General features: G+C 62.0%; 25 protein-coding genes. 14 read left to right on the top strand and 11 right to left on the bottom strand.

Annotation, left to right across the window (positions count from 1 at the left end; all coding sequences use genetic code 11):
• Nucleotide 1 precedes the first annotated feature (1 nt).
• Nucleotides 2-928 (bottom strand): SDR family NAD(P)-dependent oxidoreductase, encoded by a 927-nt coding sequence (locus J2X06_RS07920; RefSeq protein WP_310060558.1) that lies wholly within the window; start codon nucleotides 926-928, stop codon nucleotides 2-4.
• A 344-nt stretch (nucleotides 929-1,272) separates the two neighbouring features.
• Between J2X06_RS07920 and J2X06_RS07915 the strand changes: the two genes are divergently transcribed.
• Nucleotides 1,273-1,707 (top strand): DsrE family protein, encoded by a 435-nt coding sequence (locus tag J2X06_RS07915; RefSeq protein WP_310060556.1) that lies wholly within the window; start codon nucleotides 1,273-1,275, stop codon nucleotides 1,705-1,707.
• 128 nt (nucleotides 1,708-1,835) lie between these two features.
• Here J2X06_RS07915 and J2X06_RS07910 read toward each other — a convergent pair whose 3' ends face one another.
• The 4 genes from J2X06_RS07910 to J2X06_RS07895 all read right to left on the bottom strand — a co-directional run bounded on the left by J2X06_RS07910 (nucleotide 1,836) and on the right by J2X06_RS07895 (nucleotide 5,525).
• The gene (locus J2X06_RS07910) at nucleotides 1,836-2,846 is read right to left on the bottom strand and encodes a zinc-dependent alcohol dehydrogenase family protein (RefSeq protein ID WP_310060553.1); all 1,011 of its coding nucleotides are present in this window, start codon (nucleotides 2,844-2,846) and stop codon (nucleotides 1,836-1,838) included.
• Between the two features lie 130 nt (nucleotides 2,847-2,976).
• Nucleotides 2,977-3,945 (bottom strand): quinone oxidoreductase family protein, encoded by a 969-nt coding sequence (locus J2X06_RS07905; RefSeq protein WP_310060551.1) that lies wholly within the window; start codon nucleotides 3,943-3,945, stop codon nucleotides 2,977-2,979.
• 39 nt (nucleotides 3,946-3,984) lie between these two features.
• Nucleotides 3,985-5,076, bottom strand: coding sequence for a Gfo/Idh/MocA family protein (locus J2X06_RS07900; protein WP_310060549.1), 1,092 nt, complete (start codon nucleotides 5,074-5,076; stop codon nucleotides 3,985-3,987).
• A complete protein-coding gene (locus tag J2X06_RS07895; protein WP_310060546.1) occupies nucleotides 5,073-5,525 on the bottom strand; it encodes a nuclear transport factor 2 family protein in 453 nt (150 codons plus the stop codon). Before J2X06_RS07895 ends, J2X06_RS07900 begins: the two co-directional genes overlap by 4 nt.
• A 100-nt stretch (nucleotides 5,526-5,625) precedes the next feature.
• Here J2X06_RS07895 and J2X06_RS07890 point away from each other — a divergent pair, with 100 nt between their 5' ends.
• Nucleotides 5,626-6,555, top strand: a complete 930-nt coding sequence (locus J2X06_RS07890; protein WP_310060543.1) for an AraC family transcriptional regulator — start codon at nucleotides 5,626-5,628, stop codon at nucleotides 6,553-6,555.
• A gap of 77 nt (nucleotides 6,556-6,632) precedes the next feature.
• Here the strand turns inward: J2X06_RS07890 and tehA are convergent, their stop codons facing one another.
• Nucleotides 6,633-7,613, bottom strand: a complete 981-nt coding sequence (gene tehA, locus J2X06_RS07885; RefSeq protein WP_310060542.1) for a dicarboxylate transporter/tellurite-resistance protein TehA — start codon at nucleotides 7,611-7,613, stop codon at nucleotides 6,633-6,635.
• A 312-nt stretch (nucleotides 7,614-7,925) separates the two neighbouring features.
• Between tehA and J2X06_RS07880 the strand changes: the two genes are divergently transcribed.
• The 5 genes from J2X06_RS07880 to J2X06_RS07860 all read left to right on the top strand — a co-directional run bounded on the left by J2X06_RS07880 (nucleotide 7,926) and on the right by J2X06_RS07860 (nucleotide 12,853).
• Complete coding sequence (locus J2X06_RS07880) at nucleotides 7,926-8,231, top strand: tautomerase family protein (protein ID WP_310060539.1); 306 nt, start codon at nucleotides 7,926-7,928, stop codon at nucleotides 8,229-8,231.
• Nucleotides 8,232-8,641: 410 nt separating this feature from the next.
• A complete protein-coding gene (locus J2X06_RS07875) occupies nucleotides 8,642-9,610 on the top strand; it encodes an alpha/beta fold hydrolase (RefSeq protein WP_310061322.1) in 969 nt (322 codons plus the stop codon).
• 29 nt (nucleotides 9,611-9,639) lie between these two features.
• On the top strand, nucleotides 9,640-10,593 hold the full coding sequence (locus J2X06_RS07870) for an MBL fold metallo-hydrolase (RefSeq protein ID WP_310060536.1): 954 nt from the start codon (nucleotides 9,640-9,642) through the stop codon (nucleotides 10,591-10,593).
• Nucleotides 10,594-10,711: 118 nt separating this feature from the next.
• Nucleotides 10,712-11,605 (top strand): patatin-like phospholipase family protein, encoded by an 894-nt coding sequence (locus J2X06_RS07865; RefSeq protein ID WP_310060532.1) that lies wholly within the window; start codon nucleotides 10,712-10,714, stop codon nucleotides 11,603-11,605.
• 357 nt (nucleotides 11,606-11,962) lie between these two features.
• The gene (locus tag J2X06_RS07860; protein ID WP_310060529.1) at nucleotides 11,963-12,853 is read left to right on the top strand and encodes an AraC family transcriptional regulator; all 891 of its coding nucleotides are present in this window, start codon (nucleotides 11,963-11,965) and stop codon (nucleotides 12,851-12,853) included.
• Between the two features lie 218 nt (nucleotides 12,854-13,071).
• On the opposite strand, the gene J2X06_RS07855 is transcribed toward J2X06_RS07860, so the two are convergent.
• The 3 genes from J2X06_RS07855 to J2X06_RS07845 form a co-directional block, all read right to left on the bottom strand.
• A complete protein-coding gene (locus J2X06_RS07855) occupies nucleotides 13,072-13,293 on the bottom strand; it encodes a hypothetical protein (RefSeq protein ID WP_310060527.1) in 222 nt (73 codons plus the stop codon).
• A 143-nt stretch (nucleotides 13,294-13,436) separates the two neighbouring features.
• A complete protein-coding gene (gene bla, locus J2X06_RS07850) occupies nucleotides 13,437-14,231 on the bottom strand; it encodes a subclass B1 metallo-beta-lactamase (RefSeq protein WP_310060525.1) in 795 nt (264 codons plus the stop codon).
• Nucleotides 14,232-14,338: 107 nt separating this feature from the next.
• Entirely contained in the window at nucleotides 14,339-15,001 is a 663-nt protein-coding gene (locus tag J2X06_RS07845; RefSeq protein WP_310060524.1) for a YczE/YyaS/YitT family protein, read from the bottom strand.
• A gap of 88 nt (nucleotides 15,002-15,089) precedes the next feature.
• On the opposite strand from J2X06_RS07845, the gene J2X06_RS07840 reads away from it, so the two are divergent.
• Nucleotides 15,090-16,514: a PLP-dependent aminotransferase family protein gene (locus tag J2X06_RS07840; protein ID WP_310060522.1), complete on the top strand. Its 1,425-nt coding sequence runs from the start codon at nucleotides 15,090-15,092 to the stop codon at nucleotides 16,512-16,514.
• A gap of 64 nt (nucleotides 16,515-16,578) precedes the next feature.
• Here the strand turns inward: J2X06_RS07840 and J2X06_RS07835 are convergent, their stop codons facing one another.
• Nucleotides 16,579-17,451, bottom strand: coding sequence for a LysR family transcriptional regulator (locus J2X06_RS07835; RefSeq protein WP_310060520.1), 873 nt, complete (start codon nucleotides 17,449-17,451; stop codon nucleotides 16,579-16,581).
• A 203-nt stretch (nucleotides 17,452-17,654) separates the two neighbouring features.
• Between J2X06_RS07835 and J2X06_RS07830 the strand changes: the two genes are divergently transcribed.
• The 6 genes from J2X06_RS07830 (at nucleotide 17,655) to J2X06_RS07810 (ending at nucleotide 22,868) form a co-directional block, all read left to right on the top strand.
• On the top strand, nucleotides 17,655-18,566 hold the full coding sequence (locus J2X06_RS07830; protein WP_310060517.1) for an alpha/beta fold hydrolase: 912 nt from the start codon (nucleotides 17,655-17,657) through the stop codon (nucleotides 18,564-18,566).
• A 51-nt stretch (nucleotides 18,567-18,617) separates the two neighbouring features.
• Nucleotides 18,618-19,652: an aldo/keto reductase gene (locus J2X06_RS07825; protein ID WP_310060515.1), complete on the top strand. Its 1,035-nt coding sequence runs from the start codon at nucleotides 18,618-18,620 to the stop codon at nucleotides 19,650-19,652.
• Between the two features lie 373 nt (nucleotides 19,653-20,025).
• Nucleotides 20,026-20,331, top strand: a complete 306-nt coding sequence (locus tag J2X06_RS07820) for a hypothetical protein (protein WP_310060512.1) — start codon at nucleotides 20,026-20,028, stop codon at nucleotides 20,329-20,331.
• Nucleotides 20,273-21,160, top strand: a complete 888-nt coding sequence (locus tag J2X06_RS07815) for a DUF1254 domain-containing protein (protein WP_310060509.1) — start codon at nucleotides 20,273-20,275, stop codon at nucleotides 21,158-21,160. Before J2X06_RS07820 ends, J2X06_RS07815 begins: the two co-directional genes overlap by 59 nt.
• Nucleotides 21,157-21,417, top strand: a complete 261-nt coding sequence (locus J2X06_RS18030; protein ID WP_430539548.1) for a DUF1214 domain-containing protein — start codon at nucleotides 21,157-21,159, stop codon at nucleotides 21,415-21,417. Before J2X06_RS07815 ends, J2X06_RS18030 begins: the two co-directional genes overlap by 4 nt.
• 125 nt (nucleotides 21,418-21,542) lie before the next feature.
• On the top strand, nucleotides 21,543-22,868 hold the full coding sequence (locus J2X06_RS07810) for a DUF1254 domain-containing protein (RefSeq protein ID WP_310060506.1): 1,326 nt from the start codon (nucleotides 21,543-21,545) through the stop codon (nucleotides 22,866-22,868).
• A 90-nt stretch (nucleotides 22,869-22,958) separates the two neighbouring features.
• On the opposite strand, the gene J2X06_RS07805 is transcribed toward J2X06_RS07810, so the two are convergent.
• Nucleotides 22,959-24,224, bottom strand: a complete 1,266-nt coding sequence (locus J2X06_RS07805; RefSeq protein WP_310060503.1) for a M24 family metallopeptidase — start codon at nucleotides 24,222-24,224, stop codon at nucleotides 22,959-22,961.
• Between the last annotated feature and the right edge of the window lie 1,124 nt (nucleotides 24,225-25,348).

Here is a 25,348-nt window from a genome sequence, read left to right as displayed (position 1 = left end):
TTCAGCGCGAGGTGTTTAACGACCGAACTGAAAACTCCCACAAGCGCTCCGCGCTAACCTGGTCCAACGCATACGATGCCACGCCGCTGTAGTCATCCGGTCGTTCCGTAACGACCTGGGCTTCGTTGCAGTCCTCGAAGTACCGGCCGCTTACGCTCGATAGCAGCGGTGAGCCGGCCAGCAGCACGGTAGTCGCAGCGCCCTGCTCTACCGTTTTCCGACGCGCCTCTGGAGTCTTAAGGCCGCCGGTATGCTTCTGGAGGTTAGTTGCAATCGCACCCGGATTAAGCGCGTTGGCCTGGATGCCGTACGCGTCACGCCAACGGCGCGTGATCTCTACTGCCATGAGCACGCAGGCGGTCTTCGATTGCCCATACGCCGTGAGCGGGTCGTAGCGCAAAAACCGGAAGTGTGGGTCGCCGAAGATGACCGGTGCTAGCAGGTGGCCGCTCGAGCTCAGGCATACCACGCGCGCATTACCCGCTGCTGCCAAGGCCTCTTTCATCCGCAACGTCAGCGCGAAATGGCCAAGATAGTTGGTGGCCATCTGTCCCTCCCACCCGCCAGCACTTCTCTCTAGTGTTGGTGTAGCCATAATTCCGGCGTTATTGACGAGGATGTGTAGCGGGCCCGACCACCCGCGGGCAAAGGTGTGGACGCTATCGAGGTCGGACAGGTCCAGCGGCCGCACGTGCAACCGAGCGCTATCGTCGGTTGCAACGATCTGGTTCACGACGTTCCGCCCCGCCTCGACGTTGCGCACGGCCAAGGTCACTTCGGCGCCGGCCCGTGCCAGCGCCCTGGCCGTCTCGATGCCGATGCCGGAGGAGGCGCCAGTCACGATCGCGCGTCGTCCGGACAGGTCGACGCCCTCAAGGATCTGGTCGGCAGTGGAATGGAAATCGAACGGAGTACGAAATCTTGTCATGGCAACTCCAACAGCGACGAATCACCGAAGGCGCGCGGCGTGATCAACGGCTCGGCGCAGCTCCGGTTACAGAATGGGCTCATGAATGCGCGGAAATGCCATTAAGTCCCGAAGACGTCATGCGCTCTTGCTGCTGACCAAGTGTAGTAGCCAAGGCCGGCTTCTCGTCGCCCCATGTTTCGCAACATTGCGCATAGCTTTTTCTTAGTTGCTAACTGATAGCTACGACCAGGCGCGTGACATTGACTCATCTTTTGCGTGGGCGTCTGCTGACTTTGCCGACACTTTTGACGCCCCATATCAGTTGATCGGCCAGTTGGTTCAAGCCCACACGGAGGATTGCAATGGCATCTCAAGAACTTCACATCGACATTCCCGTCAAGCTGAGCGAGGTCAAGAACGTCTTCAGCATCGCGTCGCTTTCGTTCGAAGGTGACCTTCCAGCTGCCTTGTTTCACCTCGACCTCCTCATGGACGACGTCGCGAACTGGAACGCGAAGGCCCAAGTGGTCGCGATCTTCCATACGAATGCCGGACACGTGACGCTGCACGACCAGTCGTACAATGGGGAGCGCAACATTGAAACTGGAAATCCTTATAAGCATATCGTCAAGAAGCTTATGGCCGGCGGCGTACAGGTCGAACTGTGTGGCGCGACCGCGCGGGCGCATGGCTGGACCAATTCCGACACGCTCGCTGGCATCAAGATCAACACCGATGCCATGGCAAGGACCACTGAGCTTGTCCAGCAAGGTTTCGTCAAAGTCTCCGAATCGTGATTCACGCATTCGAACTTATGTGGCGGCCGTGCAGGCCGCCGCATGAGTCTCGAACGCGCGATGCAGCTCTAGCGTCTCGCCGGAGTACTCGGTTCGCCGCGCGAAACCGTCCCTCGTGACCTGTAAACCTACTCAACCTCGACGACGATCTTGCCGCCGGCATCGCCGGACTCGAGGTATTGGTAAGCCTCCTCGGCTGTGTTCAGGGTGAACCGATTCTGGTCGATGCGCAGACGTAGCTGCCCGGCATCGGCGAGACGGGCCGCTTCACGCATGATCTCGCCGTGGTGCGCGCGATCGCGCCCGCTCAGCAACGGCATCAGCGTGAAGACACCGGAGTACGTTCCAGCGCGGAAGGACAGCGGTGCGATGGAATGGGTCCCCCACCCCAAGGCACTGACCACATGGCCGTGATAGCGACGGACTGCCTGGAATGAGTTGTCCAGCGTCGCGCCACCTACCGTGTCGAAGATGATGTCGAAGCCGTCGCCCTCGGTGTACTTCGCAACGTACTCATCGACACTCTGCTGCTGATAGTCGATGAACGTGGCGCCGAGGCTCTCGATGTAGGCGCGATGCGGGGGGCTGGCCGTCGCGTAAACAGTGGCGCCAAACGCTTTGGCAATCTGGATAGCGACATGACCAATGCCGCCTGCCCCGCCGTGGATGAGCACTTTCTTGTCCGGGCCGACGTGCGCCCGATCCACCAAGCCTTCCCATGCGGTGATGAACACCAGCGGGGTCGCAGCGGCTTCACGCGCCGTGAAAGCGCTCGGCTTGTGCGCTAGCAGCGCCGGATCCACGACCGCGTACTGCGCTAGCGCGCCTTGAACTCCGCCCACGCCGCCGGTCATGCCGAAGACCTCATCGCCGACGGTGAACTCCTGAACGCCGTTGCCGACCGCCACCACCACGCCAGTCATGTCAATTCCGAGGATCGCAGGCAAGGGATGCTGCGCGTGCCCGGCCTTGCCGGATCGGATCTTGGTGTCCAGCGGATTGAGACCAACAGCCTGCACCCGGACGAGGACCTGCCCTGCTTCGACTTTGGGGGCTGGCACTGACCGCACCCGCATCGGCTCACCTACGGACTCTTGCACCGAGGCGAGCATGGAAGATGGAAAGTCGATGGCGTTCATGAGGATCTCCCGAAATGGCGGCGGAACTGTGTGATCAAGCGGAACAATGGTGAGTGCGCTGTCTGTAGCGAATCGACCTCGGAAACGGTGCTGTCCTGCGTGCTTCCGTACCTGCACGCCCTACGCGACTTCATGGCGTCAGCAGCAGCTTGCCGGTCGTTCGGCGACTCTCCATGTCGGCATGGGCCTGTGCTGCTGCGGCAAGAGGATACGTGGCCCCGATAGCCACCTTCAGTTGACCGTCGAGCACCCAGTCGAACAGTTGGCCGGCACGGGCACGCAGAAGCGCAGGCGTGGGGACGTGATCCAGGAAGACCGCGTAACCGATTTTGATGCTGCGCGGCAGGCTCGTAAGTTCGATAGCGCCAGGCGAGCCCAGCACCGGGCCAAACCAGCAGAACGTGCCATTGCGCCGCAGCGATGCAAGCGAGTCCTGAAACGTCACCGGGCCGGAACCGTCGTATACGACGTGCACCCCTTCCCCGTCGGTTAGGCGCAGAACCTCCTGGCCAAACCGCCCGACAGCATCCACGACCACATCATCCGCGCCGGCGGCCTTCGCGGCCGCGACCTTGTCGGGATGGGACACGCGGCCGATGACATAACCGCCGCGTAGCTTGATGATCTGGGTCAGCAGCAGGCCGACACCACCCGCCGCGGCGTGCACCAGGGCGATGTCGCCGGGCTGGATCGCATAGAAATCCGTCGCGAAGTGGCTCGCCGTGATGCCCTGCATCATCAGCGACGCGGCGGTGCGATCGTCGATCCCGTCGGGAATTGGTACCAACGCACCTGCCGGCATGGCAAGGCGCTCGGCATAGCTACCGGGCACATACACCCATGCCACCCGCTGACCCGGCCGTACTTCCTCGACTCCGGGGCCGACCGCTAGTACGCGGCCCGCGCCTTCGACGCCCAGCACCTTGGGATTGGGCATGTCCGTCCAGAATTGGCCGCGGCGTACGCCGGTGTCCATGAAATTGACACCCGCGGCGGCGACCTCCACAACGGCCTGCCCTGCACCGGCGACGGGTTCGGCTCCATCGAGCATCGTGAGGACCTCGATGCCACCAGGGGACGACATGGCAATGGCTTTCATGATTCGTGCTCTCGCTGTAATTCGGACCAATGGCGGCGCTCACAGACGCTGCGGCACGCCTTCGCTGCGTTCGATGGCGCTGATCAGGCGGTGCAGTTCCACGGCATCGGCGAATGTGGGGCTGAGGTGGGTGCCCTGTTGCAAGTCCGACGCCAACCGCGCGTAACTGATGGCGATGTTCTGTGCCGGCATTGCGACCTGAGGGTAGAGGTTGTAGGCGTCCGGAATTTCCAGCTCGTGGAGTGTCTCTGCAAGACGCGCGCCCATCACGCGGGTTCCGCCAATACCGACGTAGCCCACTGGACTGGCGAGGATCAGATCGCCTTGCGATCCATTGATTTCGACGTGGAAGTTCGTACCGCGTGAGAGACCACCGCGAAAGTGCGCGGTGACAACGGCCCCATTGGTCAACCTACCGGCCACCTGGATCTGATCGGCGACCGAGAGTGGACGTTCGGTGCCGGTCTCCACCATACGAATTGTGTGGCGCGCGTTGCCTAGAAGTCCCGAAACGGACTCGAAGCGCGCATCGAGCGCATGCAGTAGACCATCGATGGAATGCGCGAAGGGCACGTTTACCATGGCGGCACCGTTCGCCCCATCGAGGGTATAGGCATACCCTTCGCTCATGGCATCGCCCCAGATGATGCCCGAGCCGATCATGGTGGCCGACAGCACCTCGCCGACATAGCCGTCGCGGATCAAATCGCGCGCATGGGCGAAGGCCGGAGCAGCTCGAGTTTGCAAGCCTATCGAGGTCGCGAGGCCTTTGCCTTTGGCGAGATCGCGCAGTGTTTGCGCCTCGGTAAGGTTGACGCCGAGCGGCCATTCGGAAAACACCGCCTTGCCCGCTTCAAGCGCCTGAGTGATGAGGTCACGGTGGCGCGGCACCTTGACTGAAACCACAACGAGGTCCACATCCGGCTGAGCTACGAGCGCGTCACTGGAATCAAAGTACGCTGGAGCGCCAAACTTCTCGGCCGCCGCTTTGGCGACGTCGGCGTCGTGATGGCTTATCGCCTGGATGCGATACTGGGATAGCGGCTGCAACGCGGGAATGTGCGCCGCGCTCGCCCATCCCTGATCGGGGTGGACGCCGATAATGCCGACACGGATGGGAGTGGCATTCATGGCAGATCACTCGCTGCAGTTTTTGATGTGGTTTCGAAAATGGTCCGCCGCAGCTCGAGCCGTGCAATCCGCCAAGTGCCGTCCGTGCGGAGCCACGTTTCGTGGTAATGGCCGTAGCCGTGGACGCTGGCCGGTTCATTCGCCGATGCGGTGGGGAACACGATGTAGTCCTCCATTGACCAGATCGCCGTAATTTCATTCGGGGATAAGATCGCGAGCTCGTCGTTGTGCACCTGGTGGATTGATTGCGCGTTCTCGAGGAACTGTCGGGCTGCGCCAACGAACGTGGATGCCGAGTCGAACGCCGCGATCAATCCGCCGTCGGGGGCAACGATGCGGGCCGTTGCATCCTCGGTGAACAAGGCAGCGAAGGCGTTCCACTGCTTGGTATCTAGGTAACGGCAATACCGCGCCTTGCTCACCCTTATCTGCTCAATTGCACTATTCATGTGTCACCTCGTTGGGCGTCCATGCTATGGTGCGTCGTCTGGACGATCTATATCGAACAGTCCATATTTATTGCTCAGTCGTACACGGTGGTGAACGTACGTGGATCCTTTGACCGACATCTTGGCCGGAATGAACATCCGCGCGGCTCAGTTCACTCGCCTCGACGCGAGCGCTCCCTGGGGATTCGCATCGAGCGGCGACCCGGTAGTGAAGTTCGTGCTGGTCGTGCGCGGCTCGGCCATCCTCACTTCGCCCGCGCACCCCGAGCCGATCGCCCTGTGCGGCGGCGATGTCTTCATCATGTTTGACGCCGAGCCGTACCGGATGTTCGATCACGAGGACTCGCGCACCATCGATTGCATCGAGGTCGAAAAGTTGCGTGTCGGCAATCGCATCGAAGTCGGCGGTGGTGGCGCCGTAACCACGTTCGTCAGTGGCTTCTTCGACATCGACGCGGCCGAGGTACGGCCATTGGTCGGCGTGCTTCCAAAATTGCTTCATCTGAAGCTGGATCAGAGCCGCAGCCTCGCGTTCCAGTCCGTGCTGGAGCTGCTGGCTCTGGAAACCGAACGCCCCGGACTGGGCTCGGAAGCGGTTATCAGCCGTCTGTTCGAACTGCTGTTCGTGCATGCCATCCGTGCGTACTCGGTGCAGCCTAATGACCTGACGCGGGGATGGCTGGCAGCGCTCTCCGATCGGCACTTGGCACTCAGTCTTGAGGCAATGCATGCAGACCCGGCAGCGGCGTGGACTGTGGAAACCTTGGCCCGAGCCTCCGGAATGTCTCGTTCTGCGTTCGCGTCCCGCTTCAAGGCCGTCGTCGGCCAACCTCCGCTCGAATACCTGACGGGCTGGCGGGTTCACCGAGCCGTGCGCCTGCTTCAGCAACGCAACACCTCGCTCTCGGAGGTCTCGCGACGCGTGGGATACGAATCCGTGGCCGCGTTCAACCGCGTCTTCAAGCGTGAGACTGGGACTACGCCCGGCGCTTTTCGCAGGGCCCTCCTGGCGGAAGCCGATACGATCTGAGCCCCTTCCTTCGCGCGACCGCGTAAAGCCGATCACTGGCTGCGCAAGCCCTGCTGTCGGAATAAGGATGGCGGGCATCATCGCGACTCTCCCACTCGTTTGTCCGTGAGGGGCGGCGGAACCAAGCGCCTCTGAAAGAGCCGGGTCAGCGTACCGACCACCAGCACAGCGATCGCGACGTTGCTTAAAACGAAGACCACCGATGCCAAGTTCGCGATTGCGCCGCCCCCCTCTCTCGCGGCGATCTGAAGCGCGCCGGTCGAAATAGCGGTGACGCCGAAGCTGTACCCCCAGTAGGACGCCGAGAACGCCTGTTCGCCAACCCAAGGCAACAAGCGCGCAAGCATGATCAGTTGGAGCAGGCCGTAACCCCACATCGCCTGTACGAAAGCATCAGGTGGTCCGCTGGTGTTGGCCAAGTACGCCACCGTCGCCACCACCGGCGGCGCCATGTGAATGCCTAGCGCGGGTCGGAGCGGCGGCAGCAAAGGCGGGGCCGTCCACAGGCGGACGACGATAGCCGACTCGATCACCACCCAACTGAAGAAGCCCATTCCAAAGAACAGCAGGCCCCAGGACTGCAGGCCAAGCACGCCGGCGACAATCGAGCTAATCAGGTTCGCGGCAACCGAGGGCAGAAAGACGATCGGAGTCACCGCCTCAAGGTCCATGCCTCCCCGCCACAGCCCTCCGGAGCGATAGGCTGCAAACGCAACCTGACAAAGGGTGCCCGTAAGCCACAGCCCGAGAGCACTGCCACGATGGTGCGGCGCAAGCACTAGCCCCATCAACGTGGTCGTGGCAGGCACCAGCGAGATGAAGCAGCACTGGATCGGGTGTCGTAGTTCAGCGAGCGCTTCCTCGCGGTGGAGCAGCCACTTCAGGCCGTATGCGATCGCCAGGACCGTCCACACCGCGGCGCCCGCAATCATGATGCTCTCGCCAATTGCGGCGGGAACGCCCCACAGCGCCGTAGCTGCGCGCCAGCCGCTGCCCAAGCCCACGATGCCGAGAACCATACCGAAGAACGAGGCGGGGATGGCGGACTTGAAGGGCATTGTGGCACTCCGTGTATGCGGAGGGATGGACGCATCAATCTGTGCGATGTCCATGCATATGGATGGCCAAAGAGCGCCTTCTTCGACCTCAATCACGCTCATTGAAATAGTCGCGAAGACTGTTGGCCCGCAGTGTATGCGTCGGTGCACACGCCGACTTTCGTGCGGTTGCGTGTTTTTTATCCCAGATTGCGACCCTCTGCGAAACGGCGTCCGTTTGTATTGACCAACCTGGCCTCTTGCGCGCCTTCTTATCCCGCGCGTCAAGAAGTCCACCAAGCATCTTTCGATCCCCCAGAGGAGTGCTCAACCATGCCGTTCGTCAACATCAAACTCGTAGATGGCGTCTTCTCCCCCGAGCAAAAGCACGAGATGGCCAAGCAGATCACGGATGTGATGGTGCAATGCGAAGGCTCGGAAGCCTTTCGGGAAGTAGTGTGGGTGCTCATAGAAGAGCTGCACACCGACGGTTGGCACATCGGCGGCCGGCCGTTCGAGGGCCCACGCTCCCTTCTGGACACTCTGGGCCGGTCGAAACAGGCTTACGAAATGATCGACGGGCATCCGACAACGCGACCGGAGTTTGCCGCACAGCTTCCGCCACGGGCAGATGTCTGACAGCCCGCGGCGCCCGTGCGTGACGGCCGTGCAGAACGCAACGTATTCCCAACGCACATGCACGGCGCGCTGACTCGGCTTGTTTCGTGCGGTTGCGCTGAGCTTTTGTTCTGTTGCGGATCGCAGGATCGAATCGCGCTTTCTGCATTGACTTGGTTCTCGCCGTGGCGCCTGCTTGCCTCGTCGATATCAGCCTGTTGCCCTCTAACCACGGCCTGCGCATACGTTCGAACACTTCATGACGGTGACCACGCCAACGCCATCAAGGTGGTCTTTCCTTAGCCCACAGGCATAGCAATCGACAAACCATTTTCCGCAATGCACATGGCTAAGAACGGATCCGCGGCACCAATAACTGCTGACCCCTGGAGTTCATCATGACCCCGAACGCCCCCTCCAGTAACGGGAATATCGACCAGCTCCGTCGGGCGCTGCTCGTCAGCAGTGGGTTCGCAGCCATCGCGCTGCAATTGCCAATCGCAGGTTGCAGCCAGGAACCTCCTACCAGCGTCCCCACTCCCTCCCCTCCTCCTTCCCCCACCCGGAGCGCAACGATGGGCACTTTTACTACCAAAGACGGAACCGAGCTCTACTACAAAGACTGGGGCACCGGTCCGGTCGTCACCTTCAGTCACGGCTGGCCACTGTCCTCGGACAGTTGGGAAGCGCAGATGTTCTTCATGGCGTCCAATGGCTTTCGTGCCATTGCCCATGACCGCCGCGGCCACGGACGGTCGGCTCAGCCATCCGAAGGGAATGACATGGACACCTACGCCGACGACTTGGCGGAGTTGCTCGATCACCTGGACGTCAAGGATGCAACGATGATTGGCTTCTCCACTGGGGGTGGGGAGGTCGCACGTTACATCGGAAGGCACGGGACGAAGCGATTGAAGAAGGCAGTTCTGATCTCTGCTATCCCACCGCTGATGCTCAAGACCGAAGCCAACCCGCTTGGCACGCCCATCGAGGCTTTCGACGGACTGCGCAAGGCGTTTCTGGAGAACCGCTCGCAGTTCTTCATCGACATTCCGAGCGGCCCGTTCTACGGCTTCAACCGGCCCGGCGCAAAGCCTGTGCAGGGTCTGATCGACTTCTGGTGGCTGCAGGGAATGATGGGTGGCTACAAGGGCACCTTCGAGTGCATCAAGGTCTTCTCAGAGACAGACCTCACTGAAGACTTAAAGAAGTTCGACATCCCGACGTTGATCGTTCACGGCGACGCCGACCAGGTCGTTCCCATCGTTGCAGCCGCCCGTCAGTCGACCAAGCTTATCAAGAACAACAAGCTGGTCGTTTACGAAGGCGCGCCGCACGGCCTAACGGATACCCACCGGGATCGCCTAAACGCGGACCTGCTCGCGTTCATTCGGTCCTAACCGTCACGCCGATACCGAGGAGAACATCCATGTACAGCTCCCACACCAATTTACTCGGCCGAAATGCGCGCTCCGCGTTTGGTACCGCGCTGATTGCATCGACTTTCGCATGGTCGGCGCTGGCGAGGGCGCAGGACAGTCCGGTAATTAAGATCAATGCCGAGGCTGAACGCTCGGAGATCAAGGTAACTCCACTTCGCGGCGGAGTCTCGATGCTCGAAGGCTCCGGCGGCAACATCGGAGTCCTCGTTAACCCTGCCGACAAGTTCATGGTCGATGCCGGGATCTCCATTTCGAAGGACAAGCTGTCGCGGGCCCTGGCGGGACTTGGCCCTGCCAAAGTCTCACGCGTAGTCAACACGCACTGGCACTGGGATCACACGGACGGAAACCCGTGGCTGCATGACGCCGGCGCCGAGATCATCGCCCACCCTCGAACGGCCGCGTATGTGGCGAAGACCGAGCGGGTCGACGACTGGAGCTACACCTTCCACCCTCTAGCCGCTTCGGGCCAGCCCAAGGTTCTGGTAAGCACTCGCAAGCAGTACACGGTTGGCGGCGAGAAGATCGACGTTGTCGCCATTCCCCCAGCGCACACGGATGGCGACTTGTACGTGCACTTCAAGAATGCAGACGTCCTGTTCGTCGGCGACACCTATTGGAATGGCATCTATCCGTTCATCGACAACGAACACGGCGGCAGCATCGACGGAATGATTCGTGCGGCTGATCTCAGCCTCAAGATGGCCGGGCCCAACACCATCATCATTCCGGGCCATGGCCCCGCGGCGACGCGTGCGGAACTTGAGGAATACCGGGCAATGCTTAAGACGATCCGGGACAATGTCGCCAAACTTAAAGGTCAAGGCAAGGATCGCGATGCGGTCATTGCGGCAAAGCCATCGGCGGACTACGACGCCAAGTGGGGGCAGTTCCTGATTGACCCGGCCTTCTTCACCCGCCTGGTCTACGACGGCCTATAGGTCCTCCGCCAGTGCCGCTGGGTTGCCAGCGAACGCAGCGGCACGGGCTTTGATGCGGAACAAGACGCATCGTCCAGAGCACGCTATTCCACCTCACAGAGGAAGCGGGGCCAGAGCCATGGATGCTCCACAGTTCAACAGACCATCGCCGACAGCTTTCGTCCTGGCTGGAGGCGGAAGCCTCGGCGCGGTCGAGGTGGGGATGCTTGAAGCACTGCTAGCTTGGGATGAAGCGCCGGCGTTTGTCGTTGGCACCTCGGCGGGCGCCATCAACGCCGCCTACTTCGCGGGCGACCCAACGTGCGACGGGGTCGAACGGCTGCGTGCCCTTTGGTGCTCGATCCGACGGCGCGAGATCTTGCCGATCGAACTACGAAGCATCATCACGGGACTTTTCGGGCGCCGAGGATATCTGGTTGACTCACGTGGTTTGCGCGAATTGCTTGAGAGACATCTTTCCTACGCGCAGCTTGAATCGGCGGCCATACCTGTACACATTGTGGCCTCGGACATCATCAATGGCCGGGAAGTCGTTCTATCGGCAGGATCGGTAGTCGATGCCGTGCTTGCCAGCACTGCCATTCCCGGCGTGTTCCCACCGGTCAAGATTGGCTCTCATATGTTGGTGGACGGAGGCGTTGCGAACAATGCGCCCATCTCGGTCGCAGTTGCCCTTGGCGCCAAGCGTGTCGTGGTGCTGCCCACCGGATTCACGTGCGTTCCGAAGAAGGCGCCGCAAGGGGCAATTGCGCGAGCGATGCACGCGGTGTCAAAGCTGGTTGCTGGACAGTTGACCCGTGACGCCGAACACTGGATGGCAAGCCACATCGAACTACGTATCGTCCCAAGTCTTTGCCCGCTCGCAACTTCGCCGTATGACTATTCCGCTGCGGAAGACTTGATCGCCAGAGCGCGCACGTCGACACGTGTCTGGCTCGAAGCTGGAGGGCTGGAATCTGGGGAGATTCCAGGACAGCTTTACGAACATCAGCACGGAGCCCGCCGACCATAGCTGCTGCGCAGTATTGGCACGCTGCCACCGAATCAACGCGCCGTATGACCTGCACGCACCGGCCGGAATGGAGGATGCGGCCTTCGATACAAAAGCCCTGCCTATGCAGGACCGATGTTTCAATGTCTTCCTGAGCCATGAGCGTCTAAGGGGGGCCATCTACTCGCCGAAAAGGCGCACGTTCGACCGCTACGTTGTTCGGGGTCCCTAATCGCAGACCGCAGCCCTTCAGGACAGTTTGTAACATGGGTGACTGGCACGGTTTTTGACAACCTTCCTGCGATCCAGGCTTGGGCATTGACCGACCCGCCACGGCGCATTTATAACCAACGCTACCCATGCAGGTTGGCTGCCGACATGACGACGCGGGTCCTTCGCGAGACTAATGAAGAAGTCACGCGTATTGCCGGCGGAATGGGGCCACCGGTTCTTGAGTCGTGGCTACACGGCAGAACGCGCGTCACCGGCATCTGGGCGCCAGATCCGTATGAGGACGATGCGCAGCCCATGCAAGATCACGTCATTTGTGCAATCCATTCCGGCTCAGGCAACGCCGTGGCGAGATTGGGTGGCGAGCAGTTGTCAGCACCCAATCAACGCGGTGGCCTAAACATACTCGCACGCGGTCACGGCGGTTACTGGCGCGTCGATGGTCGTGTCCAGGTATCCAACGTCTTCTTGGGCCATGACCGGCTGCTAGGGTGCGCGGACCTCCTGGCTGAAGGACGTCCGTTCGAGCTTATTGACAGAGTGAACAACGTAGATCCAAAGCTATATGGAATCATGCAGGTCATCCGCGATGAGGTCAGCACGCCTGGACCGCACGGCATTATCTTCCTGGAGCGGGCACTAGACCTGCTCTGCATCGCGCTTCTTCGCGGTCACTCCACGCTCGCTTATCCCTTTGCCCAGAAACAGCATGGGCTTGCTCCCTGGCAAGTAAAGCGTGTTGTTGCATATATGCAAGAGAGACTTGGTTCAGAAATCACTCTGCAGGAATTAGCAAACATTGTTAACCAAAGTAGATTCCATTTTTGCACTGCGTTCCGAACTGCTACCGGGGTGGCCCCGTACGAATATCTGACCCGTCTGCGGATACTCGCCGCGTCAAATTTGCTCAGGTCGACTCCGCTTTCTGTAAGCGACGTGGGGGCGGCCGTCGGATACAGCTCCCTATCAGCATTCTCCACAGCTTTTCGGCGCTATGCGGGAACCTCGCCGCGCGCCTATCGCAACGCTACGCACTGATTAAAGTGCGCAGGTTCGCGAATTACGCGGGCCGACCTTTTCCAGTCGTTGGACGAACGCCGTGACCGCGCGCGCACGGCGTCAGCCGAAGCGGAAGTTGGTCCGAGGCGTGGTCGTTGATCTGGCCCAGTACCGCCTCCATGGCGGCGATGCTGCCTAATGTCCGCTATCGGCCAGAAGCGGACGCAACACCTCTCAGGGGCGTTGCACTTGGAGCGTCAATTCACGTTGCTGCGGCGCGTGGCAATGTATGGAAGCGCGAATAGGTACAGCCCTGTGAGCAGCATGAATGCAAGTGGTGGCAGTGGCGAGTAGGTGATCCAAGGCGGGGGCATTGCGCCCCCCGACTGTGCCAAGGCAACGAAGTTGGCAATGACGGTCGCGGTGAAAGCGATGGACAGCCAGCGGTGGGACTGCCGAATCAACTTGTTCCAGTTCACATGGATCTCCGATGAGGGCACGCCATAAGAGGATTGAGGCTCGACAGCTGATGAAGCTCGGAATGAGCCCTAACGCTTGAGGTAAGTCGCGCCGCGAACCGCGTCGGTTTGAACGAATTGTTATGGCGCTCGACAGGTTGCACTTATTGTCCAGCCTCACGCAATTCCTTGAGCAACGCGAGAGTGTGATCAAGCAATTCTGGTCCGCCTACCTCTCCGTGCCCCGGAACGACGACCTTCGCTTTTGCGTAACGGGCGCGCGCCTGGCGGATGGCCTCTGGCCACGCCGTCATGTTCGCGTCAGCGATGCCTCCGAGCGAATCAGAAGCGGCAGCGCGCACAGCACACCCGCCAAACAGTACGCGTTGGGATGGAACCCACACCATGAGATTGTCCGGCGCGTGCCCCGGCCCGGGGTAGAAAAGCTCGACGGGGCCGAATTGAACGCTTGCTCCTAGCGTGTCCAGCCCAGCCAACGTGTGGTCTGGGACTGGCATACCTTCCCCAACTGCTCGCTGTTGAGTCAGCGGCAGAGCGTAAACCTCAATGCCCCGTGCTTCGAGTACGTCAGCGCCCGCAATACGGTCCCCGTGGGCATGGGACACGACGGCACGACGGACAGGAAGCTTGATTTTCGCCTCGATCTGATTGAGTAAGGTAAGCGTGAGGAGTTCCCCCCATGCCGTATCTATAAGGAGAAGGTCATTGCCTTCACGGACGATGAGGCCATTGGCGGGATAACGCGTGCCGCCGGGATAGGTGTAGTACGAGGTGTGAACCCACACGCCGGACCGCACCTCGCGGATCTCTATGTCGGCGGGAATCCCGATAGTCGGGGCATCTGCCGCCGCATTCGTGGTCTGCGCAGCGGCACTGGATACTGATATCGCCGTAACACCAACGAGTAAGGCAAAAACGGCTCCATTGACAAGAGACATGCTGGTTCCTGAGGATTCATTTGGGAGAGCGGCATAACACCTGAATTAAGTCGCGCCGCGAAGCGGCTTCGGGCTTGAATGAACTCTTAGTCGCGCCAGCTACTACTTCATTCATCGGCCGGCTCCTCCAGGCGCAGCACCAGATAACGCATGAAAAACTGCGTGATCGGCCCCACGCATAGCGCGAACACGAGGGTGCCCACGCCGGCCGTGCCGCCCAGCAACACGCCCATCGCCAGCACCACGATCTCGATGCCGGTGCGCACGCGCTGGATCGACCGACCCGTGCGGCGCGCGAATCCGGTCATCAGACCGTCGCGCGGCCCGGGACCGAGTTGCGCACCAACGTAGAGCGCAGTCGCCAGCGCACAGACCACTACTCCACCTACCACGTAGACGCAACGCAACGGCAATGACTCGGGCGCATCCAACATCCGAAGATTGAAGTCGGTGAAAGGCCCCAGCAGCAGCGTGTTGGCGACGGTGCCCAGCCCAGGCATCTGCCGCAGCGGGATCCAGAGCAGCAACACCGCCACGGCGACCAGGACCATGACCACGCCGAGCGACAGCGGCAGGTGCAGCGTCGCGCCTTGGTGGAACACGACCCACGGCGAGCCGCCGAGCGCGCTTTCCATCAACAGCGCGTTGGACACGCCGTACAGCCACAGGCCAGCCAGCAGACGCGCGAGACGTTCGGGCAGGCGGCCGGCCCGGAGTTGGTCGAGGGGGCCGAGATTGGCCAGCCCAAGGGGAGAGGTATTGGGGTTCATGGGCGCCAGTATCTGGACGATTGGCACTTCCACGTAGATCCAATTTGGCCATAGTGGCCTTATGAATCGATCCCTGACGCCAGAACACTTGGCCACTTTGATCTGCCAGTTCCCGCGCAAGCCGGCCTACCGTGGGCTCCGCCAAGTCCTGCAGGAACTGATCGGAGACGGCCGTATTCCCCTGGGCACGCGCTTGCCCAGCGAACGGGCGGTGTCGCAGGCGCTTGCCGTCTCGCGCAATACGGTGACCCGCGCCTATGCGGACCTGGTCGCCGCGGGTTTCGCGACTGCGCGCCAAGGTGCGGGCACGTTCGTCGCCGTCCCTGACGAGCGCCGGCGCGCGCACGAACACTCGCTGCGCTCGCTCGCCAGCGAGCACGCGCCCGAAGGCGCCATCGACCTCAACTGCGCCGCTACGGCCGCCATTCCGGGCATCGCCTCGGCTTACGAACGCGCTCTCGAAAGGCTGCCCTGCTACCTGGGAAGCGACGGCCACCGTCCCACCGGCCTGCCGACTCTGCGCGCCCTGATCGCGCAGATGTACGCGCGGCGTGGATTGCCGACCGATCCCGAACAGATCATGGTCACCTCCGGCGCGCTGGCGGGCACGGCCGTCGTCTCACGCGCACTGTCGCGACCCGGCGACCGGGTGATGATCGAATCGCCGGTATACCCCAACGCCATCGAAGCACTACGCCTGGGCGGCGCGCGCCTGGTCGCGTCACCGATGGGCGATGCGCTGGACGAGGAAGGCTGGGACTTGGACGGCATCGAGGCCACACTGCGGCAGACGCGGCCGCACCTGGCCTACTTGATCCCCGACTTCCAGAATCCCACCGGCTTCCTGATGCGCGATGACCAGCGCGCACGCTATGCCGCCGCGCTGCATGCCACGCGCACGACCCCGGTCGTCGACGAATCGCTGCAGGCCATCGCACTGACAGACGTCGGCATGCCCCTGCCCTTCGCCGCGCACGCGCCAGGCGCCATCACGATCGGCAGCGTGTCGAAGTTGCTGTGGAGCGGATTGCGCGTCGGATGGATCCGCGCTCCGCACGACCTGATCGATCGGCTCATCAAGGCCCGATTGCAGTTCGACCTGGGCACGGCGCTTTTCGACCAATTGGTGGTCACCGAACTGCTGGACGACAGCGATGTCATCGCGATGCGTCGCGCGCAACTTCGCCAGCGTCGCAATGTCCTTGCCCACGCCATCGGCGAACGACTGCCGGACTGGCGTTTCCGGCTGCCCGAAGGTGGAATGACATTGTGGCTGCAGTTGCCGGGGGGCAGCGCTACGCAACTGGCGGCGAACCTGGAGACCGTTGGCGTCCACGTCCCACCCGGCCCGATGTTCAGCGTCGAAGGTGGCAACGATCAGTGGCTGCGCATCCCCTACGTACGACCGGAAGAGGAGTTGATCGAGGCCGTCCGGCGCATCGCGGATGTTTGGTCGAGGGCGCCGGCCCGGGCTTCGGGTCGCCCGGAAGGCTCGCGGATGGTCATTCTTTAGAACGAGCTTCGCGGGGCTCTGCCAATGACCGCTTCCGGCCAATAGCGGTCATTCGAGCTTCCCGCTAAGTCCCCGCGAGCAAGGCTGCGTCCTGCTCTGCTTTTTCGCCGAGCCATTCCGATACAGCGCGGAACCGCGCTACCTGGCCTGCGTCCTTGTGGCTGAGCAACCAAAGCTCCCGCTGTGACTCAGGCTCCTCTTGAAGTCGGATCAGGTTTAGGCGATCTCCGGCAACACATGGGAGCAGCGCGATGCCAACTCCCGCTTCGCAGGCGCGCGCGATCATCGAGATGCTGGTCAGCCGGATTTTTTGCGCCGGTCCGATCTTTGCCAGCCATTGCATCTCGGCCAGCTTGGACATCTCGTCCGGGAAAGATAGCCATGGAAGGTGAGGCCATTCCTTTCGCGCCGCGCCCGAGAAGTTCTCGGCCCCGTACACGGCGAAACCCAGTTTCCCGATCTTGCGCATCCGCAAGGCTGCATCCGCGGTGGGCCGGTTGAGGCGAATGGCAAGGTCCGCCTCGCGCCTGGTGAATGACAGTTCCCGAAAGTCGCCGATGAGATTCAGCTCAAGACGTGGGTGCTCGGCCAACAGTCCTGGCACATGTCGCACCAGCCAATGACTCAGCAAAACGTCAATCGCCGTGATGTTGACGGCACCGGAAACGTCCTGGGCTTCTTCCTTGCTTTCCAGAAGCATCGTCTGGACGCGGTCGACGATCGTATCGGCATGGGACAGCAAGACCTTCCCTCCCGCCGTCGGCTGATAGCCGGCGTGGTCGCGAATGAAGAGGCGGATGCCCAAGGCCTGCTCGGCTGCCGCGACCCGGCGGCTGACGGTGGAAGTCACCAAGTCCAGGTCGCGTGCCGTCTGCGCCATGTTGCCGGACTCGGCGAGCTTCAACAGCAAAGGGATGTCGTTCCAGTCGAATTTCATGGGCCACGCCCTTAGCAAACGGTGTGCCATCGTCGTTGCTTTTCTGCAACGTGTGATTGCCATCGTAGCTATTTTCGCAACGCACTGCGAGGCGTAAAAAGTGCCCCATCGGACGACGTTTCCGCCAGCCCCTCGGCGGATGAGCCAAGACAGGACGGCCCCGCCCCTACTGCTTTGCCCCCTCTCCTACAGGATCAACCACCATGAACGCCATGCTCATCGCCCCCCTCGTGCTGGCCGCTGCTGCCGCGGCCTCCCCGGTCCATGCCAGCACGACCGCCGCCACTGCCCAGAACCAGTACGTGCAGGTCAATGGCAACAAGATTGCCTATCGCTCGATCGGCTCGGGCAGCCCCATCGTCCTGGCCAACCGCATGCGCGGCACGCTCGACACGTGGGATCCGCTCTTCTTGGACAAGCTGGCCGAGCGCCACACCGTCATCACTTTCGACTATCCCGGCGTCGGCTACTCGACTGGCACGCTGCCCGACGACCTGGGTAAGGTCGCCAGCTTCGTCAACGACTTCACCACCGCCATCAAGCTGGACAAGTTCGCCATGCTTGGCTGGTCGTGGGGTGGCTTCACGACGCAGACCTTGCTGCTCGACAAGCCCGAGCGCGTGACCCACGCAATTCTGGTGGGCACCAACCCCCCGGGCCCCGGCCAGATTCCGATCCAGCAGGTCTTCATCGAGCGCGCCATGAAGCCGGTCAATGACCTCGACGACGAGGAAGTGCTGTTCTTCGATCCGAAGTCCGAGTTCAGCCGTTCCGCGGCCAAGGCCTCCCGCGACCGCATCTATGCCCGACCGGGCGTCGTGTCGACGATTCCTTCCAAGTTGGAGCAGTTCCAGGTCTACCTGAAGGCGGCCGAAGTCTTCGGTGAAGACAAGCTGGAACGCCGCGCCAAGCTCACCCAGTCGCGTACGCCGATGCTGGTCATCAGTGGCGACCACGACGCCAGCACCGCCGGCCAGAATTGGTTCCCCTTGATTGGCCAGATCCCCAACGCGCAGTTCGTCTTCTATCCGGAATCCGGGCACGGCCCGCAGCACCAGTACCCGGAGCTGTCCGCCGAGTACGTCGCCGATTTCATCGCACGCACGTCCAAGTAACCACAACGACGGGCAGGCCGCGAAGCCGGCCTGCCGTCAGGAGAACATGTCATGCGTTACCGCATCTTCGGCAACACCGGCCTTCGAGTTTCCTCGCTCGCCCTGGGCACCGGCAATTTCGGCAAGGGCTGGGGTTATGGCTCCGACCAGGATGAAGCCCGCAAGATCTACACCGGCTACCGCGAAGTCGGTGGCAATTTCATCGACACTGCCGATCAGTACCAGTTCGGCCAGTCGGAAACGATGCTTGGCGATTTCATTGCCGGCGAACGCGACGAGATCGTCCTGGCCACCAAGTTTTCGCTCGGGGATGCACCGGACGCCGGATTCCACCGCTCGGGCAACAGCCGCAAGGCCATGTTCCGCTCGGTCGAAGCCAGCCTGAAGCGCCTGAAGACCGATCGCATCGATCTGTTGTGGGCGCACATGCCCGATGGCGTAACCCCGGTCGACGAAATCGCACGCGCCTTCGACGACCTGATCCGGTCGGGAAAGGTCCTTTACGCGGGATTGTCGGACTTCCCTGCCTGGCGCGTGGCCACCGCCGCCACGCTGGCCGAGCTGCGGGGTTGGTCGCCGATTTCGGCAGTGCAGTTGGAGTACAGCTTGGTGGAGCGGTCAGCCGAGCGCGAACTGTTACCGATGGCCGCAGGGTTCAATCTGGGCACGGTTGGATGGTCACCGCTCGGTGGCGGCCTGCTGACAGGCAAGTACCGCAAAGGCGAAACGGGCCGCGCGCAGGGCCTGGGTGTCGTCATCCATGACGAGAGCAACCAGCGCAAGACCGCGACGGTCGATGAGGTGTTGGCAATCGCTGAAGAGACCGGTCATTCGCCTGGACAGGTGGCCATCGCGTGGGTTCTCGCCAAGGGCACGCTGCCGATCATCGGACCGCGCACCGCGGAACAGCTAGCCGACAACCTAGCGTCGGTGGATGTCCGGCTGACGCCGGCGCAGATCGAGCGACTGGATGCCGCAAGCGCCATCACGCTTGGTTTCCCCCACGACGTAGTGGCCGCCACGGCGCCAGCGCTCGCAGGCGGAAAGCCCGAGCTGATTGACGGAACGTCCCGCGCCATTCGTTGAGGTGGGCGGCGCCTCTCCACCTCCGTTTGGGGGTATCCGTGGGGGTACTCAAAAGTCATTAAGCATGCAAAGGCCCGATACCCAGGGCATTTAGCGGCCTTCGAGTCCCACTTCCGCACCACCAGAGAGTTCCAAGCAGTCCCAGGACAACTCGGTTAAGGAAAAAAACCCGCCGAAACGCGGGTTTTTTGTTGTCTAACGCACCAGGAAGTTCCGTTGCAGTCCAGCCAACATAGGGCTGACGACGACGTGTGCGGAGTGTCGTGGAAGTATAGAGTCCGCTATCGGCCAGACGCGGTCATCGCCACGTCACGCCGTCTAAACGCGTCCAGATCAAGACTCGCCAGCTCCCCCAAAGGGCCGGAGCGTCCCGATGTCCAGCGAAAAAACACAGTCGGCAACTCTGGCTCAGCCGGACAACGACTCGCTGCTGCACGAAGGCTACGTCCAGACTGTTGGCCAGATGGCCTACGTGTGGGGCTGGCCGATGGTCAACCAGATCAATCGACGCGCCACCATCACCAAAGCGCCAAGTCCGGGCCTGCTGGACGGCATCCTGCCTGTCTCGCCGCGCGGACAGCTCGGCATGCTGCACGACTACATCGACCCGGCGGAGACTTTTGTCACCTGTCCGAACCAGGACGTGGTCTACGGCCTGGGCTACTTCTCGCTGGGATGAAGAACCGGCGGTGATTCAGGTCCCGGACTTCGGCGACCGCTTCTGGGTATATGCGCTTTACGACGCGCGCACGAACCAGTTTGGCCAGGTCGGCAAGCCGTACGGCACCAAGCCGGGCTTCTACCTGCTGGCCGGTCCGAACTGGAAAGGCGACGTGCCTGCCGGCATCACCGAAGTCGTGCGCAGCGCGACCGAGCTGGCCAACGTGGTCCCGCGCGTGCTCCAGGACGACACGCCCGAAGACCGCAAGGCGATCCAGCCGGTGGTCAACCAGATCGTCGCCTACCCTCTATCGCAGTTCGACGGCAAGATGAAGACCATCGACTGGGCGACGTTGCCAGTCATTCCCTCTCCCGGCCCGAAGAGCGATGGCGAGACCAAGTGGGTCGTGCCGGAGAAATTCTTCGACGCGGACCAGCTCGGCGTCGTCCTCGCCATCGTGCCGCCGATGCCCGGCGAGGAAGCGTTGTACGCGCAGTTCCGCGCCTTGATGGCCGCCGCCGACAAGTATCCGGCGATCAAACAGCAACTGGACCAGGTGGCGCAGGAAACGGAACAGAACGTCATCGAGCCGTTCTTCCAGTGGAAGTTCAACGGCAAGCCAGCCCGCAATAACTGGAACCGCTCGGTCAACAACGCGCAGACCGGTGTGGACTACTACAACCGCACCGGCACCGCGCGGTCGAACATGTTCGACAACCAGCCGACCGAGACGCAGTACTTCTATACCGACATCGACGGCGACGGAAAGCCGCTCACGGGCAGCGGCAACTATGCCGTGACCTTCGCCGCCGGCCAGGAACCACCGGTGCGGGCTTCTGGTCGCTGACGCTGTACAACGAAAAACACCTGTCCCATCCCAACGCGCTCAACCGCTATTCGGTAGGCACGAAAAACAAGAACCTCAAGCGCAACGATGACGGTTCGCTGACGGTGTACGTTGGCGCGAAGTCGCCCGGCGCGGACAAGGAATCGAACTGGCTGCCCGCACCCAACGGAAACTTCTCGCTATACATCCGCGCGTACTGGGGTAAGGAAGGCATCACGGGTGGAGCCTGGCAGCCGCCGGCGATCAAAAGGATCTAACTCATGTCGCGCATCGACCAGATTGCCAACCTCCCCTTCGTCGATGGCAGCCGACGACGGAAACGGCCGCCGCGCTCAAGGAAGAACTTCTCTTCCAGCGCGCCACGCAGACCTACCTGTGGGCCTTGCCCCTGATCAACACGCTCGGCATGAAGGTCGGCTCGGAGAAAACCTTCGGCGCGGGCTACAACGTGCTGCCCGTGTGGAAGAAGCGCCTCGATCCCAAGACGCGGGTCACCACGCCAAATTCCGATGTCATCTATGCGATGAGCTACCTGGATCTTGGCAGGGACGGCCGGATGGTGTTCGAGGCCCCACCCGGGCTGCAGGGCATCCTGCTGGATTTCTGGCAGCGCCCGATACCGGTCGACGGCGGCAAGTTCTTCGGGGACGTTGGACTGCCGGGACCGGACGGCGGCAAGGGCGGCAAGTTCCTGATCCTTCCGCCCGGCTACACGGGCAGCGTGCCGTCGGATTATTACGTGTACCGCTCGGGCACCAACAACGTGTTCGTGTTCCTGCGCTCGTTCTATCAGGATCCGAATGACCTGTCGGGTGCGGTCGCGACCATGGAAGGCGCAAGGATCTACCCGCTCGGAGCAACCTCTCCCAAGCCAATGGAGATCCCGGATGCATCGGGCAAGCCAGTGAACATGCTGCCGATCAGCGACGCGACCGCCTTCGACGAACTGAAGAAGCTGGTCGACAGCGAAGGTAGCAACCTGGCCGATCCGGACTGGCTCGGCATGCTGGCGGGCTTAGGCATCGTGAAGGGACAGCCTTTCAATCCCGACGCCGGCACGCGCGCCATTCTCGATAAGGCCGCGAAGACGGCCTACAGGATGAGCCGGGTGATCGGCTTCGAAGAGAAACTCGCCGGACGGGATTTCCGTGTCTATCCCGATCGCCGCTGGGTCAACCCGGTGGCCGATGGAACGCCGCAGAATCCGGGCGGCCCATTCGACCTGGCATGGCGCCGGACGGCGGACGGCTATACCGACCTGGATACCCGCATCTGGTTCTTCACTGACTACTACTCGATCAGCCCCGGCATGCTGTCGCAGATTCCCGGCAAGGGGGCGAAATACATGATCGCCTTTACGGACAGCCGGGGGACGCCGCTGTCGGGAGACAAGAACTACAGCCTGAAGTTGCCGCCCGATGTTCCGGCGGCAAATTTCTGGTCCGTGACGTTGTACGAAGCGGAGAATGCCTCCGGCTATGCGAGCGGCCGTCCATTCCCGTCGCTTGGTTCGCGGGACAAACCGAAGCAGAACGCCGACGGCACCACTGACCTCTACCTCGGTCCGAAAGCGCCGACGGGCAAGGACGCGAACTGGATGGAGACCGTTCCGGGCAAGGGATACTTCGCGATCCTGCGCCTGTATGCACCGACCGAAGCGGCCATCGACAAGAGCTGGAAGCCGGGCGACATCGAAGTGGTCGAGTAGCGGTATCGCCCTGATCCCAATGTCCGCTTCGGGTCGGAAGCGGACGCTCAATGGCTTCCACTTCATGCCGCTCACTTACCGCGAATCCGATCAGATCGGATCTTCGATCGACCTCGCCAGCTCCGTGAATAGCTTCGGACCGGTCTCGGTCATGTGCCAGCAGTCTTCCAGCCGGATTCCGAATTCGCCTGGAATATAGATTCCCGGCTCGTCGGAAAAACACATGCCGGGCGCCAGCGGTGTGGCGTCGCCATGTACAAGATAGGGCGGCTCGTGGCCGTCCAGGCCGATGCCGTGGCCGGTGCGGTGAGGAAGTCCGGGCAGGTGGTAGCCAGGACCCCAGCCTTCCTTTCCGTAGTAGGCGCGCACGGCGTCGTCGATGGCGCCCACCGGGGTGCCCAGCTTGGCGGTCGCCAACGCAAGCTCCTGGCCGCGCTTGACCGTATCCCAGACCTTTCGCTGTTTCGCGGTTGGCTGGCCCATCACCCAGGTGCGCGAGATGTCCGACTGATAGCCATGCACGCTGCAGCCCACGTCCATCAGGATGACCGAGCCCTCGCGCACGGTCTGCGGCAGTTTTGAGCCGTGCGGATAGGCGCTGGCCTCGTTGATCAACACCAGGGCGAATCCCGGCACACCGCCCAGGGCCACGGTGGCGGCGTCGGTCATGGCGCCGATCTCGTCAGGGCGCATGCCGGGGCGGACCTTGCCATGGACGTGGCGCAGCGCCGCCAGGGTGACGTCATTGGCGGCTTTCATCAGCGCGAGTTCGGCCGGTGATTTGATCAACCGGACGGCTTTGACCAAGGCGTCGCCGGAAACCACACGGTAGGCCCCGGCGCCTGCCTCGCGCACCCCGTCGACGATGAAGATGCGCGTGGTGGATTCGAAGGCGATCGGGCCGGAGGCAACGCCGCGGTCGACAAGCGCGCCAACCAGGCGCGCGAACGGGCTTTCATGCTCATTCCAGGGCCGCACGTCGCCGCCCACTGCGAGGGTCTCGCGGATCGAGGGTTCTTCGAAGGCCGGGGTCACGACGACGACATCACCCCGAGCCGGGATCACGGCGGCCGTCGGACGCTCCGAGCGATGCCACTGGACGCCGGTGAAGTAATCCAGGCTCGAACCCGACTCCAGGATCAGGGCGCCGATCTTCTGGTCGACCATCAGCCGTTGCAGCTTGGCGATCCGCGCAAGGCGCTCCTCAACCGAAATCGGCTTGGCGCCAGTAGTCATGGAGGTCAATGCGCCCCTCCCAGCAGGCGCCGCCTGAGCCGACCGGCCGGGCAACATGAGGGCGCCGGACGCGGCGCCGGTGGCAGCTGCAGCCGCAGTGAGGAAGTCGCGACGACGCATGAGGACTCCGGACCGATGCTAAGGATACTTCGCAGTATGAGGCCGAGTCGGCGACGTGACTGCCTCGCCCTCCTGCCGCTTCTCAATCAGATGTAATTTGAGCGCGTCGCTCGCTTGCTTCGCAATTACGCAGCTCCCCTGCTCCCCATGTCGGTAACTCAGCGCGGTTGCTGGGTCCGCTGGTCCGGTTATGCGTCGACTTGTTAGGCGGACCGTGACTCCATAAGCTCACGCCAGTTCAAGGGGTTACATCCAATTCGGCGGAGTGTGGCGTTGGATGTCTAACCGGCCCCCCACGGATCCGTCTATTGGGTAGTTAGCGGGCATGGCGAGATCATCGCGACTTGCCATCATTCTTGTCGCAGCCTTGGCCGGCTGCGACTTGATAGAGGTTGTGGAAACGTCATATCCGAGCATGGCTGCTGCGACATCCCGTGGCGGTGTTTCTAGCGGCTGGGTTCCTCATTGGCTGCCCCCCAAGGCAACGGACCTCCGGGAGGTCCATGACATCGACACAAATGAGAGCGCCTTGGCGTTCAACATTCCTGGCGGCGGTTGGCGCCTGCCCAGCCAATGCCGGCCGGTGAAGCTTGGCGCCGCGTTACCCGCGCGCTTTGAGCAGTCGTGGTGGCCCACGCGCACCGAGCTGCAACACTCGTACAGAATCTATAGTTGCCCAACAGATGTTTCGCCAACTTCTGTTTTTGTTGGGGTGCATCAAACGGGGTCGCGTGGAGTGCACTGGCGTGTCACTGCCCGCTAACATTCATTCAAGCCGAAGCCGCTTCTCGGCTCGGCTTAATTCAGGCATTAGGCGCGCATGAAACGTTCACTTGTGCTGTTCGCTGCTGCGTTGATTGGCTGCGCGTCGCTTGGCGGGCCATATGGGCCATACCACTCCGTCGAAGGGGTGCTTTCCATGCCTGATCGGTTCAATGACCGCAATGTTCGTGTTTGCGGATGGTTTATCGCGGACCAGGATACGTGCACTCTGTCGCAAGCCGTGAACGCCCCAGGCTTGGATGACCCGAATGCAACCATCTGGGTCACTCCATACTCGGACATCTGCCTGCCCTTCAGTACATGGCGCAAACCTCGAGCAACTTGGGCCGTCGTTGAGGGTA

The sequence above is a fragment of the Lysobacter niastensis genome (assembly GCF_031457115.1).
GTDB classification, from domain to species: Bacteria; Pseudomonadota; Gammaproteobacteria; order Xanthomonadales; family Xanthomonadaceae; genus Lysobacter_J; species Lysobacter_J niastensis_A.
This window is presented reverse-complemented; position numbering and strand designations above follow the sequence as displayed.

Excerpts from the sequence above, each read along its gene's own strand:
- J2X06_RS07920 (WP_310060558.1), bottom strand. The coding sequence starts at position 928 with ATGACAAGATTTCGTACTCCGTTCGATTTCCATTCCACTGCCGACCAG.
- J2X06_RS07915 (WP_310060556.1), top strand. The coding sequence starts at position 1,273 with ATGGCATCTCAAGAACTTCACATCGACATTCCCGTCAAGCTGAGCGAG.
- J2X06_RS07910 (WP_310060553.1), bottom strand. The coding sequence starts at position 2,846 with ATGAACGCCATCGACTTTCCATCTTCCATGCTCGCCTCGGTGCAAGAG.
- J2X06_RS07905 (WP_310060551.1), bottom strand. The coding sequence starts at position 3,945 with ATGAAAGCCATTGCCATGTCGTCCCCTGGTGGCATCGAGGTCCTCACG.
- J2X06_RS07900 (WP_310060549.1), bottom strand. The coding sequence starts at position 5,076 with ATGAATGCCACTCCCATCCGTGTCGGCATTATCGGCGTCCACCCCGAT.
- J2X06_RS07895 (WP_310060546.1), bottom strand. The coding sequence starts at position 5,525 with ATGAATAGTGCAATTGAGCAGATAAGGGTGAGCAAGGCGCGGTATTGC.
- tehA (WP_310060542.1), bottom strand. The coding sequence starts at position 7,613 with ATGCCCTTCAAGTCCGCCATCCCCGCCTCGTTCTTCGGTATGGTTCTC.
- J2X06_RS07880 (WP_310060539.1), top strand. The coding sequence starts at position 7,926 with ATGCCGTTCGTCAACATCAAACTCGTAGATGGCGTCTTCTCCCCCGAG.
- J2X06_RS07870 (WP_310060536.1), top strand. The coding sequence starts at position 9,640 with ATGTACAGCTCCCACACCAATTTACTCGGCCGAAATGCGCGCTCCGCG.
- J2X06_RS07865 (WP_310060532.1), top strand. The coding sequence starts at position 10,712 with ATGGATGCTCCACAGTTCAACAGACCATCGCCGACAGCTTTCGTCCTG.
- J2X06_RS07860 (WP_310060529.1), top strand. The coding sequence starts at position 11,963 with ATGACGACGCGGGTCCTTCGCGAGACTAATGAAGAAGTCACGCGTATT.
- bla (WP_310060525.1), bottom strand. The coding sequence starts at position 14,231 with ATGTCTCTTGTCAATGGAGCCGTTTTTGCCTTACTCGTTGGTGTTACG.
- J2X06_RS07845 (WP_310060524.1), bottom strand. The coding sequence starts at position 15,001 with ATGAACCCCAATACCTCTCCCCTTGGGCTGGCCAATCTCGGCCCCCTC.
- J2X06_RS07835 (WP_310060520.1), bottom strand. The coding sequence starts at position 17,451 with ATGAAATTCGACTGGAACGACATCCCTTTGCTGTTGAAGCTCGCCGAG.
- J2X06_RS07830 (WP_310060517.1), top strand. The coding sequence starts at position 17,655 with ATGAACGCCATGCTCATCGCCCCCCTCGTGCTGGCCGCTGCTGCCGCG.
- J2X06_RS07825 (WP_310060515.1), top strand. The coding sequence starts at position 18,618 with ATGCGTTACCGCATCTTCGGCAACACCGGCCTTCGAGTTTCCTCGCTC.
- J2X06_RS07820 (WP_310060512.1), top strand. The coding sequence starts at position 20,026 with ATGTCCAGCGAAAAAACACAGTCGGCAACTCTGGCTCAGCCGGACAAC.
- J2X06_RS07805 (WP_310060503.1), bottom strand. The coding sequence starts at position 24,224 with ATGCGTCGTCGCGACTTCCTCACTGCGGCTGCAGCTGCCACCGGCGCC.